Origin of the sequence: Kitasatospora herbaricolor (assembly GCF_030813695.1) — a bacterium.
GTDB lineage: Bacteria > Actinomycetota > Actinomycetes > Streptomycetales > Streptomycetaceae > Kitasatospora > Kitasatospora herbaricolor.
This window is the reverse complement of the sequence record NZ_JAUSVA010000002.1, coordinates 7,163,789-7,178,896: the sequence shown is the minus strand read 5'-3', so window position 1 is coordinate 7,178,896 and position 15,108 is coordinate 7,163,789. Positions and strand designations below refer to the sequence as shown.

General features: G+C 76.0%; 11 protein-coding genes. 5 read left to right on the top strand and 6 right to left on the bottom strand.

From position 1 onward, the window contains the following. The first annotated feature begins 11 nt into the window (after window positions 1-11). The 3 genes from J2S46_RS31185 (at window position 12) to J2S46_RS31175 (ending at window position 4,183) form a co-directional block, all read left to right on the top strand. Window positions 12-1,907: an IucA/IucC family protein gene (locus tag J2S46_RS31185; protein WP_191287884.1), complete on the top strand. Its 1,896-nt coding sequence runs from the start codon at window positions 12-14 to the stop codon at window positions 1,905-1,907. Beyond that, window positions 1,904-3,145, top strand: a complete 1,242-nt coding sequence (locus J2S46_RS31180; protein WP_191287883.1) for a type III PLP-dependent enzyme — start codon at window positions 1,904-1,906, stop codon at window positions 3,143-3,145. The genes J2S46_RS31185 and J2S46_RS31180 overlap by 4 nt, the downstream gene beginning before the upstream one ends. Before the next feature lie 234 nt (window positions 3,146-3,379). Beyond that, the gene (locus tag J2S46_RS31175; RefSeq protein WP_191288292.1) at window positions 3,380-4,183 is read left to right on the top strand and encodes an inositol monophosphatase family protein; all 804 of its coding nucleotides are present in this window, start codon (window positions 3,380-3,382) and stop codon (window positions 4,181-4,183) included. Between the two features lie 184 nt (window positions 4,184-4,367). Here J2S46_RS31175 and J2S46_RS31170 read toward each other — a convergent pair whose 3' ends face one another. From J2S46_RS31170 to J2S46_RS31155, 4 genes are all read right to left on the bottom strand, one after another. After that, window positions 4,368-5,570 carry a cytochrome P450 gene (locus J2S46_RS31170; protein WP_191287882.1) on the bottom strand — a complete coding sequence of 401 codons (1,203 nt, stop codon included), beginning with the start codon at window positions 5,568-5,570 and terminating at the stop codon, window positions 4,368-4,370. A gap of 74 nt (window positions 5,571-5,644) precedes the next feature. Continuing rightward, on the bottom strand, window positions 5,645-6,397 hold the full coding sequence (locus J2S46_RS31165) for a tRNA-dependent cyclodipeptide synthase (protein ID WP_229911982.1): 753 nt from the start codon (window positions 6,395-6,397) through the stop codon (window positions 5,645-5,647). Window positions 6,398-7,121: 724 nt separating this feature from the next. After that, the gene (locus tag J2S46_RS31160; RefSeq protein ID WP_191287881.1) at window positions 7,122-8,738 is read right to left on the bottom strand and encodes a pyridoxal phosphate-dependent decarboxylase family protein; all 1,617 of its coding nucleotides are present in this window, start codon (window positions 8,736-8,738) and stop codon (window positions 7,122-7,124) included. Continuing rightward, on the bottom strand, window positions 8,735-10,132 hold the full coding sequence (locus J2S46_RS31155) for a diaminobutyrate--2-oxoglutarate transaminase family protein (RefSeq protein ID WP_191287880.1): 1,398 nt from the start codon (window positions 10,130-10,132) through the stop codon (window positions 8,735-8,737). Before J2S46_RS31155 ends, J2S46_RS31160 begins: the two co-directional genes overlap by 4 nt. 235 nt (window positions 10,133-10,367) lie before the next feature. On the opposite strand from J2S46_RS31155, the gene J2S46_RS31150 reads away from it, so the two are divergent. Continuing rightward, window positions 10,368-11,060, top strand: a complete 693-nt coding sequence (locus tag J2S46_RS31150; RefSeq protein ID WP_191287879.1) for a class I SAM-dependent methyltransferase — start codon at window positions 10,368-10,370, stop codon at window positions 11,058-11,060. Window positions 11,061-11,121: 61 nt separating this feature from the next. Here J2S46_RS31150 and J2S46_RS31145 read toward each other — a convergent pair whose 3' ends face one another. Both J2S46_RS31145 and J2S46_RS31140 read right to left on the bottom strand, forming a co-directional pair. Next, window positions 11,122-11,844, bottom strand: coding sequence for a response regulator (locus J2S46_RS31145; RefSeq protein ID WP_191287878.1), 723 nt, complete (start codon window positions 11,842-11,844; stop codon window positions 11,122-11,124). Then, window positions 11,841-13,463, bottom strand: a complete 1,623-nt coding sequence (locus tag J2S46_RS31140; protein ID WP_191287877.1) for a sensor histidine kinase — start codon at window positions 13,461-13,463, stop codon at window positions 11,841-11,843. The genes J2S46_RS31145 and J2S46_RS31140 overlap by 4 nt, the downstream gene beginning before the upstream one ends. 163 nt (window positions 13,464-13,626) lie before the next feature. On the opposite strand from J2S46_RS31140, the gene J2S46_RS31135 reads away from it, so the two are divergent. After that, complete coding sequence (locus J2S46_RS31135; protein ID WP_191287876.1) at window positions 13,627-15,006, top strand: cation:dicarboxylate symporter family transporter; 1,380 nt, start codon at window positions 13,627-13,629, stop codon at window positions 15,004-15,006. The last annotated feature ends 102 nt before the right edge of the window (window positions 15,007-15,108 follow it).

Below are 15,108 nucleotides of genomic sequence, written 5' to 3'. Positions count from 1 at the left end.
TGGAGTCGTTGATGCCGTTGCCCGCACCGTCGCCCACCCCGGCCGCCCCCGAACTCCCGTCCGCCGACGACGCGGTGGCGCACACGCTGCTCAACTGCCTGCTGCGCGAGGTCTCCGGGCCGGAGCAGCAGAGCGCCGTCGCCGACGGCAGGCTGCTGATCAGGCTGCCCCGGCGGGGAGTGCTGCTGCGGGTCGCGCTCCGGCGCACCTCGCTGATCGGCGCCCACCGCTTCACCGGGCCGGTCAGCGAGGAACGGGACGGCTGCTGGGCCGAGCTGCACTGGCGGGAGCTGGCCGGCCACATCGAGCAGGAGCTGACGCTGCGCAGCGGGGTCGGCAACGAGGAGTTCGCCGAACAGCTGGCCTCCAGCCACCGGGGCGTCACCAACGCGCTGTCCGGCCGGGGCGAACCCGGCGGGGACCGGTACCTGGAGTCCGAGCAGGCCCTGCTGTTCGGACACCGCTTCCACCCCGCGCCCAAGTCGCGCTCGGAGGGCCCGGCCGCCTGGGCCGCGTACGCGCCGGAGGCCCGGGCCGCCTTCCCGCTGCGCCACCTCGCCGTGCGGGCCGACCTGCTCGCCGAGCGGAGCCTGGACCCGGCGGTCACCGAACTGCTCGACGGACTGCGCGAAGTCCCCTCCGGCTACCGACTGCTGCCGGCGCACCCCTGGCAGTACGAGCTGCTGCGCGGGACCCCCGCCCTGCGGGCCGCCCTCGCCCGCGGCGAGGTGCTGGACCTCGGCACCGGCGGCGCGCCGTTCACCCCGACGGCCTCGGTGCGCACCCTGCACGGCGAGGGCGCCTTCCTGAAGTTCAGCCTGAACGTCCGGATCACCAACTGCCTGCGGAAGAACGCCGCGTACGAGCTGACCGGCGCGGTCGCGCTGACCACGCTGCTGGCCCCGGCGCTCGACGAGCTGGCCGGGCGGTTCCCGGACGCCGCGGTGCTCCGCGAGCCGGCCTTCCGCACGCTGGCGCTGCCCGGACCGGACGGCACCCCGGACCTCACCCTGTTCGAGGGCCTCGGGCTGATCGTCCGGGAGGGCCTGGACGGTGTGCTGCGCCCGGGCGTCACCCCGCTGCTGGCCGCGGCCGTGGCCGACGAGTACCCGACCAGCTCCGCGCACGTCTCCCGGTTGTCGGCCGGCGCCGGCCCGGCCGCGGCGCTGGACTGGTGGCAGGCCTACCTGCGGCTGCTGCTGCCACCGGTGCTGGCCGCCTACTTCGACCACGGGGTGGTGCTGGAACCGCACCTGCAGAACGTGCTGATCGGCGTGGACGGCGCGGGACGCCCGGTCCAGGTGCTCTTCCGCGACCTGGAGGGCACCAAGCTCGTCGCCCCCGGGCAGAACGCGGCCCTGCTCGCCCGGTTGCCGCCGGAGGTGGCCGGGCCGACGGCCTACGACCCGCAACGCGGCTGGGACCGGGTGGTCTACTGCCTGCTGGTCAACCACGTCTCGGAGCTGCTCGCCGCGATCGCCGACCTGTACCCGGAGCTGGAGGGCGCGCTCTGGGCGAGCGTCGAGGCCGTGCTGCGGGCCCACGCCGACGCGTACGGCTGCCCGCCCCGGCTGAGCGCCCTGCTGGCGGGGGTGCCGCTGCCGGCCAAGGCGAACCTGCTGACCCGCTGGGAACGCAAGGCGGACCGCGAGGCGGGCTACGTCCGGCTGCCGTCCCCGCTCGGCGGGCCGGCGCCCACCGGGGCGGTGCCCGCTGACGCCGGACCCGCCGACGCCGTGGCGGTCCCCGCCGCCGGGCGCGGATCCGGGCCCGGCGGGCCCGCCCGGTCCAGGGCCGAGGCCCGGCAGCCCGCGGCCCGCCGGACCGACCTCCTGCGGGCGGCGCCCGCGGCCGGCCGCCCGCCCGCCCACGTGCCCGCCCTCGGCCATGCCCGGAGGCCCCGATGAACGCCACCCCCCTGGTCCGGCGGCGGGCCGCCGCCCTGGCCGCCGACGAACTCCCGGCCTACCTCTACGACCTGCCGCTGCTGCGCGGGCACGCGGCGGCGGTCCGGGCCGCCCTGCCCGGCCGGGTGGAGCTGTACTACGCGGCCAAGGCCAATCCCGAGCCCGCCGTCCTGGCCGCGCTGCGCGGCGCGGTGGACGGCTTCGAGGTCTCCAGCGGCGGCGAGTCGGCGCACGTCCGGGCGGCCGTGCCCGGTGCGGCGCTGGCCTTCGGCGGGCCGGGCAAGACGCCGGCCGAGATCTCCGAGGCCGTCCGACTCGGGGTGCACCGCTGGCACGTGGAGAGCGAGCAGGAGCTGTACCGGCTGGCCGACGCGCTGGCCGGCACCCCCGAAGCGGTCGTCGACGTCCTGCTGCGGGTGAACGTGCCGATCGGCGCCGGCCCGCTGGACTCGGTCGCGCTGGCCATGGGCGGCCGGCCGACCCCGTTCGGGCTGGACCCCGAGCGCGCCGACGCCTGCGCGGCCCTGCTGGCCGGGCCGCTCGGGCGGCAGCTGCGGCTGCGCGGCACGCACGCCCACCTGGCGAGCGGTCTGCGGGCGCCGGCCCAGCTCCAGGTGGCCGAGCAGGTGGTGGACTGGTCGGTGCGGTTCGCCCGGCGGCACCGGATCGCCCTGGAGGAGGTCGACGTCGGCGGCGGGATGGCCGTGGACTACGCCGACCCCGCCGACCGCTTCGACTGGACGGCCTTCGGCACCGGCCTGGAGAAGCTGCTCGACCGCCACCCGGGCCTGACCCTGCGGATCGAACCGGGGCGGGCCATGACCGCGTACTGCGGCTGGTACGCCACCGAGGTGCTGGACGTGAAGCGGAGCCACGGCGAGGACTTCGCCGTCGTCCGCGGCGGCACCCACCACCTGCGCACCCCCGCCACCCGGGGTCACGACCAGCCCTTCGAGGTGCTGCCGGTGGCCGGCTGGCTGCACCCCTGGCCACGGCCCGCCGTCACCACCGGTCGGGCCACCCTGGCCGGCCAGCTCTGCACCCCGAAGGACGTGCTGGCGGCGCGGGCCCCGGTGGACGGGCTGCGCGCCGGGGACCGGGTGCTGTTCGCGATGGCCGGCGCGTACGCCTGGAACATCTCGCACCACGAGTTCCTGATGCACCCTCGCCCGGGCTTCCACTTCCTGGACGACGCGGGCGACGGCACCGGGGACGCCGGCACCGACGGCACCGGCTGAGCGGCGGACGGGCCGGCCCCCGGACGGCACCTCGGGCGGGAGTACCGGTGCGTGACCGCCCCCCCGGGGCCGGCGGGGGTGCCCGTCGTCGGCACCGACCCCGGGGCGACTGGGGTCGGCGGGGCCCGAGCTGCCGGAGCGGGTACCGGGACGCCCGGTGCCGAGGGGGCTGCCGCAGGTCCGCCTGGCACAGGCGTGCGAGAGTGGTGTCAGCGAAGGGAGCGGCACGTGCTGATGGAGAAGGTGGCGGAGATCCTCGCCGAGGCGTCCGCCGAGGTGGTCCTGCCGCGCTTCCGGGCGCTGGCGGCCGGTGAGGTGATGGAGAAGGCCCCCGGCGAGGTGGTCACCGTCGCCGACCGGGAGGCCGAAGTGATCATCGCCCGGCGGCTGCGGGAGCTGCTGCCCGTCCCCGTGGTGGGCGAGGAGGCCGTCTCCGCCGATCCCGAGCTGGCCCACGCCCTGGAGTCCGAGCCCGCCGTCTGGCTGGTCGACCCGGTGGACGGCACCTCCAACTTCATCGCCGGCCGCCCCGACTTCGCGGTGATGGCCTCGCTGGTGCGCTCCGGGCGGACGGTCGCGGCCTGGATCTGGCAGCCGATGACCGCGACCGGTTACGCCGCCGAGCTGGGCTCCGGCGCCTGGCGCAACGGCGAGCGGCTGACCCGTACGCCCGCCTCGGCCCGGCCGGGCGACTGGCGCGGCTCGGTCAAGAGCCGGTTCGTCGACCCCGCCGAGCGCGACCGGCTGCGGGCCAACGCGGCCGCCTTCGGCGAGGTCACCCCCGGCCGGCACGCCGCCGGGGTGGAGTACCCCCAGATCGCGGACGGCGAGCAGGAGTTCATCTTCTACTGGCGCACCCTGCCGTGGGACCACGCGCCCGGCTCCCTGCTGGTCACCGAGGCCGGCGGAGTCTCCGCCCGGCTGGACGGCTCCACCTACCGGCCCGACCCGCCGGGCGGCCAGGACGGCCTGCTGGTCGCCGCCGACCCCGCCACCTGGGAGCGCACCCGCGAGATCCTGCTCGGCGTACGGGCCTGACCTCGGAGGCCGCCCGGCCCGGCGCCGGGTCCCCGCGGCCCGGTCGGTGTCCGGCCACGGCCGCCGGACCGTTCCCGGCCGGGACGGACGGGCCCCGACGAGGTCGTCCGGGCCCGTCCCCGGGGTTAGGAGGGGCCCGGCTCGTCCTCCGCGCCGGACCCGACCGACCCGGACCGTGTCGCCGTCACCAGATCACCGGCAGCCGCTCCGGCAGCCGCTTGATGAAGCCAGGACGCCAGGCCAGCTGCTCGATCGGCAGGGCCGGCCGCAGCCCCGGCAACCGCTCCACCAGGGCCGTCAGCGCGATCTCGGCGTGGGTGCGGCCGAGCGCGGAGGCCGGGCAGAAGTGCCGGCCGGCGCCGAAGGCCAGGTGCGGGTTGCTCTCCCGGTCGAAGTCGATCCTCTCGGGGTGCGGGAACACCTCCGGGTCGAAGTTGGCCCCCTCGACCAGGACCAGCACCAGCTCGCCCTCCTTCACCAGCACCTCGCCGAGCCGGACGTCCGCCGTCGCCAGCCGGGGCAGCGCGTCGCCGATCGAGAGGTTGACCCGCAGCAGCTCGTCGACCGCCCGGCCGATCACCGCCGGCTCGGCCCGCAGCCGGTCCGCCAGCTCCGGCCGCTGGAGCAGCGCGATGATCGCGTGCAGCAGGAAGGCGGAGGTGGAGACCGCGCCGGCGCCGAACAGCGAGAGCGCGACGGTGGCCAGCAGTTCGTCGTCGACCCGGTCGGACACCTCGGGCGAGCGGCGCAGCGCCGCGAACCGTCCGAACAGGCCCTCGGTCGGCGCGGGATCGGCGTTGAGCCCCTCCACCATGTAGCCGAGGTCCTTGTACCAGTTCGGCGAGGAGCCCTCGAAGGGCGTCGGGCTGGTGACGAAGGCGAGGTCGATGCCGGACATCAGCCGGCGCCAGTCGTCGACGGGTATGCCGAGCAGCCGGCAGTGCAGGGCCGCCGAGTACGGCTCGGTGAAGCCGTCGCGCAGTTCGCCGGGCGCGCCGTGCGCGACCAGGGTGTCGATCAGCCGGTGCGCCTCGGCCTCCAGCCAACCGTCCAACTCCTTGTCGGCGCGCGGCGAGAGGGTCTTCATCACGGCGTTGCGCAGGCCGGCGCTGTTGATGTTGCCCATGTTGTTGACCACCTCGGGCGGGATGGTCAACGCGTACTGCCGGGGCACCCCGGGGTTGGCGGTGTCCTTGAGGCTGAAGCGGTCGTCCTCCAGCACCTGCTTGGCGAGGGCGTAGCTGCTGACCAGCCAGGCCTCGTCCCCGGTCATGGTGCGGACCCTGGCCACCGGCTGCTCCTCCCGGAGCCGGGTCGCCTCGGCGGGCAGGACGTCGCCGCGCCGGGAGAGGGGGAAGGTCGCTTCGCGCTGAGCACTCGTGGTCATGGAACGGAACTCCTGAGGGTGTGGTGAGGGTGGCACGCGTCGGCGGCCGGTCGGGCGACGGGTCGGGTGGCGGGTCAGGCGGCCGGTCGGGCGGCCGGTCGGGCGGTGGCTTGCGGCGGGACACCCGCCACGGCGGCCTGACGGACCACTGCGTAGCCCTGTCCGGCGGCCGCGCGCAGTCCGGCGTCCCGGCCGAAGAGGACGGGGGTGAGCGGGAGCTGGACGTGGTAGCAACTGACCGAGGAGGGCACCCGGAGCAGCGCGGGGGTGTCCAGGAAGAAGGGCAGCTCGGCCGCGATGTACCGCAGCCCGGCCTCCAGTTGGTCCTCGGTGGGCGGCAGGCCCTCGCCCAGCCTCGCCGTCAGGAAGGAACGGGCCATGCCCTCGGCCGCCTCCCTCAGCACCGGGTCGGTGCGCAGGGCGTCCAGGACGGACCGGTGCAGGCGCTGGTAGACCGGGTCGCCGGTGAAGGAGGAGAGCGGATGGACGCCCACGCCCGGGCGGCCCGACTCCTCGACGCCTCGCCGGATCCGGCGGGCGGTCGCCTTGATCTCCTTGGCGGCCCGGCGCTGGGCCTGCTCGGGCGGGCGGCCGAAGGCCTGGTACTGGACCTCGACGTGCAGGTCGGCGTAGACGATGTCGACGGCGGCGAAGAACTCCGTGGACCAGGAGACGAGTTCGCTGATCCGCTGAGGTCCGAAATAGCTGTTTCCCGGGCTGACGCCGATCAGCAGGTGGTCGCCCCGGCGCCAGATCGCCTGGCAGCGGGGGGAGAAGGGCTGTGCCTCGAACATGGTCGGGGTGGTGCTGAGGAGCGTTTCGCTCATGCCGGGGCCTTCGCGCTCGCAGGAATGGATCACGGTGCTCTGAAAGGTGTTTCGGGCATGGCCGGGCCATGCGCGTGCTCGGTACGGGAAGTCCGCCGTGGTCGGGCGGGAATCACCCGGCTGGATCCGAATGCACCGGCTCGGGTGAGGGTTCCGGCCCGGATGTCGGCTCCGGCACGGATGACGGATCCGGCAGGTGTGACGGCATCGCGGAGCCGGCCGGGGCGCGGTGCGGCACCGGACGGACGGGCGGGCCAGGAGGCGGAGGACCGCCCGGTGGGGCGGCCTGGGCGGGGTCACACGCGGAAGCAAGGTCGCGGCGCCCGGGCGAACGCGGGCGCGGGCGGTGGATCCCCCTTGTGCCGCTAGTCCCGGGGAGCCGTGTGCTCCTGGTGTGGCGGCGACTACAAGAAGTTACCGCCGTTGTTCGGGCGCTCCGCAAGGCCTGTCCGGGGGTTGGCGGAATTCGGTCCTCCGGTGACCTGAATCAGCCTGTACGACCCTGGCATTGGTATGTCTACGGAGACACTTCACCGGCCCCGCCCGGGCGCTTCCGCATTCCCATCCGGCGCTCGCGGGCACCAGTGTACTTTCCTCCAACCCGACCACCCGGAAAGGTCGGTGCATGCATTTCCGCGACCAGTTCGCCGGGGTGGGGGAAGGCCGGTCCGGGCCACCGGGCCGCCGGCCGGGTTCACGTCCCGGCCCCGCGCACACGCCGGGCTCAGACGCCGGACGTCTCGACCTCCCGGCCGGCCCGGACCACCTCGTGCAGCAGGGCCGTCGTCCGCTCGGCGGTGGTGTGCGGATTGAGCAGGGTCAGCTTGAGCCGGACCCGACCCGGACCGCTGCCCGGGAGTTCCGTCCGGCCGACGACGGCCCGGCCCTCGCGCAGCAGCAGCCGGCGCACCTCGGCGTTCACCCGGTCCGCCTCTGCCCCGATCCGGTCCGGGCCGCTCCGGCCGGGCTCGGCCCCCGTCCCGTCCGGGCCGCCGGGCCGGGCCGCGGCCGGGAGGTAGCGGAAGACCACCGTGCTGAGGACCGGCGGGCAGTGCAGGTCCAGGGCGGGCTCGGCGCGGACCGCCTCGGCGGTGGCGAGGGCGAGGTCGTGACAGGCGTCCACCAGGGCGCCGAGGCCGGCCCGGCCGAGGGTGCGCAGGGTGACGGCCAGCTTGAAGGCGTCGGCCCGGCGGGTGGTGCGCAGCGACAGGCCGAGCAGGCTCGGGTAGCCGGCCTCCTCGTCGTCGGCCGGGTTGAGGTAGACGGCGCGGCGCAGCAGCGACACGTAGGTCTCGGCCCGCCGGGCCAGGAAGATCCCGGCGGCGGCCGGCTGCCAGCCCAGTTTGTGCCAGTCGAGCGAGACCGAGTCGGCCCGGGCGATCCCGTCGAGCAGCGGGGCCAGCCGGTCGGAGAGCAGCGCTCCGCCGCCGTAGGCGGCGTCCACGTGCAGCCAGGCGCCGTAGCGGGCGGCCAGGTCGGCGGCCCGGTGCAGCGGGTCGACGGCGCCGGTGTCGGTGGTGCCCGCGGTCGCGACCACGGCCAGCGGGGTGCCGCCCTCCCAGACGGCCTCGGCCATCGCCCGGGCCAGCGCGTCCGGGTCCATCCGCAGGTCGCGGTCGACCGGCACGGCCACCACCGCGCGCTCGCCGAGCCCGAGCAGGGCGGCGGCGCGCTGGACGGAGAAGTGGGCGGCCTGCGAGGCGAAGATCAGCGGCCGGGTGCCGGCCGGCAGGCCGTCCACCTCCACGATGCCGTCGAGGATCTGGTCCCGGGCCAGCATCAGGCCCATCAGGTTGGACTCGGTGCCGCCGGAGGTGAGCACCCCGGTGGCCTGCCGGGGGTCGAAGCCGACCAGCGCGGCGAGCTCGGCGAGCAGGGCGGTTTCCAGGGCGGTGGCGGCGGGGGCCTGGTCCCAGGAGTCCTGGGAGGGGTTGAGGGCGCTGACGGCGAGGTCGGCGGCGACCGCCACGGCCAGTGGCGGGCAGTGCAGGTGGGCCGCGCAGGCCGGGTCCGCGGGGTCGGCGCTGCCGTACGCGAGGAGTTCGGTGAGCCGGCGCAGCGCGTCGGGGCCGGCCGCGCGCCCGGCGAACTCGGCGCTCACCTGCTCCGCGAGCGGCCCCGGTCTGCCGGCCGGCACCGGCCCGGCCCGGCGGGCGGCGCCGGCCGCCAGCGCGTCGAGCACGGTGTCCAGCAGCGGGCGCAGGGCCTGCGGGCCGTCGGCGCCGCCGGAGAGGGCGGCCGGTCCGGGTTCGCGGGGACCACCGCCCGGGCCGGCCCCCCGGGCTCTCCCGGTGCCCGCGAGCCCGAGGCCCGGGCGCCGGCCGGGCGGGCCGGCGGTCACGGACGGGCCCCGGGCAGCGCGGGGCCGGCGGCGGCCGCGCGGATCGCGTCGGCGAGCCGGTCCAGCACCGCCTCGGTCTGCTCGTCGGTGATGGTGAGCGGTGGCAGCAGCCGCAGCACCGCGTCGTGGCGGCCGCCGAGTTCGACGATCAGGCCGCGGGCCAGGCAGGCCTCGCGGACCCGGACGGCCAGCTCCGGCGCGGCCGGCCGCGAACCGCAGGCGTCCGGCTCGGCGTCCGGGTCGACCAGTTCGACCCCGATCATCAGGCCCCGGCCCCGGACGTCGCCGATCACCGGCAGCTCCCCGGACAGCGCCCGCAGCCGGGTGGTGATCCGGGCGCCGACCACGGCGGCCCGCTCCACCAGTCCCTGCTGGGCGACGAAGCGCATGGTGGCGGCGCCGGCCGCCATCGCCAGGGTGTTGCCGCGGAAGGTGCCGGTGTGCGCGCCGGGCCGCCAGCCGTCGTACTCCTGGCGGTAGACCACCACGGCCAGCGGCAGGCTGCCGCCGATGGCCTTGGAGAGCACCATCGCGTCCGGTGTGACGCCGCTGTGCTCGACGGCCCACATCGCGCCGGTGCGGCCGACTCCGGTCTGCACCTCGTCGACGATCAGCGGGATGCCGCGCTCGGCGGTGATCCGGCGCATCTCGCGCAGCCAGCCGTCCGGGGCGGGCACCACGCCGCCCTCGCCCTGCACGGCCTCCAGGATCATCGCGGCGGGCTTGACCACCCCGCCGGCCGGGTCGTCCAGCAGCCGCTCGGTGAAGGTGGCGGCGAGTTCGGCCCCGGCCGGACCGCCGACGCCGAACGGGCAGCGGTAGTCGTAGGGGTACGGGAGCCGGGTGACCTCGCCGCCGCCGGGCAGCGGGGCCTTGACCGCGACGTTGCCGGTCACCGCGAGGGCGCCGGCCGTCATGCCGTGGTAGGCGCCGGTGAAGGCGAGGGCGCCGCGCCGGCCGGTGGCGGTCTGCATCAGCTTGAGCGCCGCCTCGACGGCGTCGGTGCCGGCCGGCCCGCAGAAGTGCACCCGGGAGCCCTCGCCGAACCCGCGCGGGAGGCTGGCGAAGAGGGCTTCGGTGAAGTCGTCCTTCTCGGCGGTGGCGAGGTCGAGCAGGTGCAGCGGAGCACCGCTGTCGAGGGTGCGGCGGATGGCCTCCAGCACCACGGGGTGGTTGTGACCGAGCGCCAGGGTGCCGGCGCCGGACAGGCAGTCGAGGTACCGGCGGCCGTCGGCGCCCTCGACGGTCATCCCGTTCGCGCGGACCGGCACGATCGGGAAGGACCGGGCGTAGGTGCGGGCGGCCGACTCGCGGATGCGCTGTCGGCGCAGCACGGCGTCCCCCGGGGCGGGCGCGGGTGCGGCGGGCTCGGCAGGCTCGACGGTGACGGTCACAGGCAGACTCCCATAAAGTTAGGTAAGCCTAACTTTACTGGATCACGCCGGTCGGGCCGGCGACGGGGGCCGGGGATCACCCGTACGAGTGACACGGGCCGCGCTGACCAACGAGCCGGCCGCCGGAAGGTCACGGCCCGGTTCGAAGTTCCCCGGAGGACCGCTCCCCCGGCGGACCGCACCGGGCCGGCGGTCGCTCGGTACCCTGGCCCCGGGACCACCGAGGGAGCCACCGATGCCGGAGCGGACCGACCGCAGCACGCCGACCGACGCCGCCGATCCGGGCCCGGCCGCCCGCCCGGCACCCGCCGGCCAGGACCCGGCCACCGCCGCCCACCGGGCCGAACTCGCCCGCACCCGCGAGTTCTTCGGCGCCCGCGCGGCAGGCTGGGACGCCAAGTTCCCGGACGACGGGCCGCGCTACGCCGCCGCGGTGGCCGAACTCGGCCTGCGGCCCGGCCAGCGCGTCCTGGACGCCGGCTGCGGCACCGGCCGCGCGCTGCCCGCGCTGCGGGCGGCCGTCGGGCCGGACGGCGCCGTCACCGGCGTGGACGTCACTCCCGAGATGCTGGCCGAGGCCGAGGCCCACCGCGCGCAGGCCACCCTGCTGCTGGCCGACTGCGCGGACCTCCCGCTGCCGGACGCCGCCTTCGACGCGGTGTTCGCCGCGGGCCTGGTCTCGCACCTGCCGGCCCCGGCCCTCGCCCTGCGCGAACTCGCCCGCGTCACCCGCCCCGGCGGTCTGCTCGCCCTCTTCCACCCGGTCGGCCGCGCGGCGCTGGCCGCCCGCCACGGCCGGCAGATCACCCCCGACGACCTGCGCGCCGAGCCCAACCTCCGGCCGCTGCTGGCCGCCGCCGGCTGGGAGCTGGCCTCGTACGCGGACGAGGACGAGCGCTACCTCGCCCTGAGCCGGAGGACCGGCTGAGTGTCGGGGCAGCCTCGGAGGACCGGCTGAGCATCGGAGCGGCGCCGGAGGAGGAGCCAGGTCAGCCCGAGGCGCCGGCCCGCCAGCGGTAGCACAGCTCGGGGCGGCCGACCTGGCCGTACTGGGGTTCGCGGTCGGCGAGGCCGGTGTCGACGAGGTGTTCGAGGTACCGGCGGGCGGTGATCCTGGAGACCCCGGCCGCGGTGCCCGCCGCCGCGGCGGACAGGCCGGCGTCCGCCCCGCGCAGCACGCCCGCGACGGTGTCCAGGGTGGGGGCGCTGAGGCCCTTGGGGAGGGCGCTGCGCTCGGTGGTGCGCAGCACCGCGAAGGCGTGGTCCACCTCGTCCTGGCCGGTGGCGTCGCCGCTGCGGCCCAGCGTCTCGCGGTACCGCGCGTAGCGCTCCAGGCGGTCCCGCAGGGCCGCGCCGCCGAACGGTTTGAGCAGGTACTGGACGACCCCGGCCGAGACGGCCTGCCGGACGGTCGCCAGCTCGCGGGCCGAGGTCACGGCGATGATGTCGGCCGGGTGCCCGGCCGCCCGCAGGGTGCGGCAGAGCTGCAGGCCGTGGCCGTCCGGCAGGTGGAGGTCGAGCAGCACGAGGTCGATCGGGGTGCCGGCGGCCCGGGCCCGGTCGAGGGCGCGCAGCGCGTCGGCGCAGCTGTGCGCGGTGGCGACGGTCCGGAACCCCGGCGCGCGGTCCACGTGGAGGGCGTGCGCGGCGGCGGCCACCGGGTCGTCCTCGACCACCAGAACGCCGATCGGGCGGGCGGCGGGGCGGGTCACCGGGCCGTCACCCCCGCGCGCTGCAGCGGCAGCCGGACGGTGAGCACGGCGCCGCGCTCGCGCCCGACCTCGACGGTGCCGCCGTTGCGGCGGGCGGCCTGGGCGACCAGGGCCAGGCCCAGCCCGTGGCCGCTGCTCTTGGTGGTCCAGCCGCGCCGGAAGACGTCCTCGACGGCCCGCGGGTCGATGCCGGCGCCGGTGTCGGCGACCCGCAGCAGCAGCCGGTCGTCCTCCACCCGCGCGGTGACGGTGACCTCGGGCGCGTCGGCGCGGTCGGCGGCGCCCTCGACGGCCGCGTCCACGGCGTTGTCGAGCAGGTTGCCGAGCAGGGTGACCAGGTCCCGGGCGGGCAGTTCGGGCGGGAGCACGCCGTCGTCGATCCGGCTGTCCTCGGTGAGGGTCAGCTCCACGCCGCGTTCGGCGGCCTGGGCGGCCTTGCCGAGCAGCAGGGCGGCCAGCACCGGCTCACCGACGGCGGCCACCACCCGGTCGGTGAGCCGCTGGGCGAGGGCGAGTTCGGCGGTGGCGAACTCCACCGCCTGTTCGTGGCGGCCGAGTTCGATCAGCGAGACGACGGTGTGCAGCCGGTTGGCCGCCTCGTGGGCCTGCGCCCCGAGCGCCTCGGTGAACCCGCGCACCGAGTCCAACTCACCGGTCAGCGCCTGGAGTTCGGTGTGGTCCCGGAGGGTGATGACGCTGCCGAGGCCGGCCCCGATGGCCGAGGTGTTCAGCACCACCACCCGCTCCGCGGTGAGGTGGACCTCGTCGCGGGCCGGCTCGGGGGCGAGGACGGCCGCCACCAGCGATTCGGGCAGCTCCAGCCCGGCGATCGGGCGGCCCTCCAACCCGCCTTCGAGGCCGAGCAGCTCCCGGGCCGCGTCGTTGCAGAGCACCACCCGGTGCGCGCGGTCCAGCAGCACCAGGCCCTCACGCACCGAGTGCAGGGTGGCCTGGTGGTACTCGTACAGGTGGCTCAGCTCGGCGGCGCCCATGCCGTGGGTGTGCCGGCGCAGCCGGGCGCCGACCAGGTAGCTGCCGAGGCCGCCGAGGGCGAGGGCCGCCAGCGCGACGCCGGCCAGCGCGAGCAGCGGGGCGCGCAGCTCGTCGCTGATCGAGCGGACCAGGATGCCGACGCTGACCAGCCCGGTCACGTGCCGGTCGGCGTCCAGCACCGGGGTCACCACGCGGACGGAGGGGCCGAGGGTGCCGGCGTAGGTCTCGGTCCAGGTCTGCCCGGCGAGCGCCCGGTCGATGTGGCCGAGGAAGGGCTTGCCGATCTGGGCCGGGTCGGGGTGCGTCCAGCGCACGCCGTGGGTGTCCATCACGGTGACGAAGGAGACGCCGGTGTGCGCCACCACCTGCTGCGCGTACGGCTGGAGCACGGCCGAGGGGTCGGGGCCGGCGGCGGCCTCGCGGACGGACGGCGAGTCCGCGACCGAGCGGGCCACCGCGACGACCTGGTTGCGGGCGGCGTCCTCGGCGCGGCTCGCGGTGAACAGGTACGCCAGCACGGCGCCGCCGGCCACCACGGCCGCGACGATGACGATCTGGACGACGAAGAGCTGCCCGGCGAGGCTGCGTACCCGCCGGCGCGAGGAGGGGAGCGGGCGCGCGGACATGCCAGCCAGTGTGCACTGCCGGACGGCGGACGGGACAGGCCCGGGGTGCCGGGCCCGGCGTGAACTCTATGAACGTAAACGTGACCCCGGTCACTGCGGCGCCCCATAGTCGGAGCGGCCCACCACCCGGGGCCGCCAGGACAGCAGGGCGAAGGAGCCGCAGATGACGATCGTCGGAGCAGGAAACGGGAGACGGCGGGACCGCACGCACCACCTCTACCTCGCGGTGATCGCGGCGGTGGTCGCGGGCATCGCGGTCGGACTGCTGGCGCCCGGCTTCGCGGTGGAGCTGAAGCCGGTCGGGACGGGCTTCGTCAACCTGATCAAGATGATGATCAGCCCGGTGATCTTCTGCACCATCGTGCTGGGCGTCGGCTCGGTCACCAAGGCCGCCCAGGTCGGCCGGGTCGGCGGCCTCGCCCTCGGCTACTTCCTCGCCATGTCGACCGTCGCCCTGGGCATCGGCCTGGTGGTCGGCAACCTGCTGGAGCCCGGCTCCGGCCTGCACCTCACCCAGGCCCTCACCAAGGCCGCGCACGCCCAGGCCGCCGCCGGCGAGGCCCAGAACACCACCGACTTCCTGCTCGGCGTCATCCCCACCACCATGCTGTCCGCCCTCACCGAGGGCAAGGTGCTGCAGACCCTGCTGGTCGCCCTGCTGGCCGGCTTCGCCCTGCAGGCGATGGGCCCCGCCGGCGCGCCCGTGCTGCGCGGCGTCGAGCACGTCCAGCGACTGGTCTTCCGGGTGATGTCGATGATCATGTGGGCGGCACCGGTCGGCGCCTTCGGCGCGATGGCCGCCGTGGTCGGCGCCACCGGCACGGCCGCGCTGAAGAGCCTCGCCGTCATCATGATCGGCTTCTACCTGACCTGCGCGCTCTTCGTCGTGGTCGTCCTCGGCCTGCTGCTGCGCCTGGTCGCGGGGGTGAACGTGTTCGCCCTGCTGCGCTACCTCGGCCGCGAGTTCCTGCTGATCCTCTCCACCTCCTCCTCGGAGAGCGCGCTTCCCCGTCTGATCGCCAAGATGGAGCACCTCGGCGTGAGCCGCCCGGTCGTCGGCATCACCGTGCCGACCGGCTACAGCTTCAACCTGGACGGCACCGCGATCTACCTGACGATGGCCTCGATCTTCATCTCGGAGGCGATGGACAAGCCGATGTCGATCGGCCAGCAGCTCTCGCTGCTGCTCTTCATGGTGATCGCCAGCAAGGGCGCGGCCGGCGTCACCGGCGCGGGCCTGGCCACCCTGGCCGGCGGCCTGCAGTCGCACAAGCCGGAGCTGGTGGACGGTGTCGGGCTGATCGTCGGCATCGACCGCTTCATGTCCGAGGCCCGGGCGCTGACCAACTTCGCCGGGAACGCCGTCGCGACCGTGCTGATCGGTCACTGGACCAAGGCGTTCGACCACGACCGGGCCCGGCAGGTGCTGGCCGGCCGGCTGCCCTTCGACGAGACGACGCTGGTCGACAGCCACGCGGCCGCCCCGCAGGCCCAGGTGCCCGTCCAGGGCGCCGCCCCCGGGCAGGAGAAGCTCACCGCCTGACCCGCCCCCGCGCTCCCCGCTCCGGCCGCCGGCTTCCACCCCCGGACGGCGGCCGGGCCGGGGTCCGCGGCCGCCGCCCGGCAGGCTGAACCGGGCGGCGGC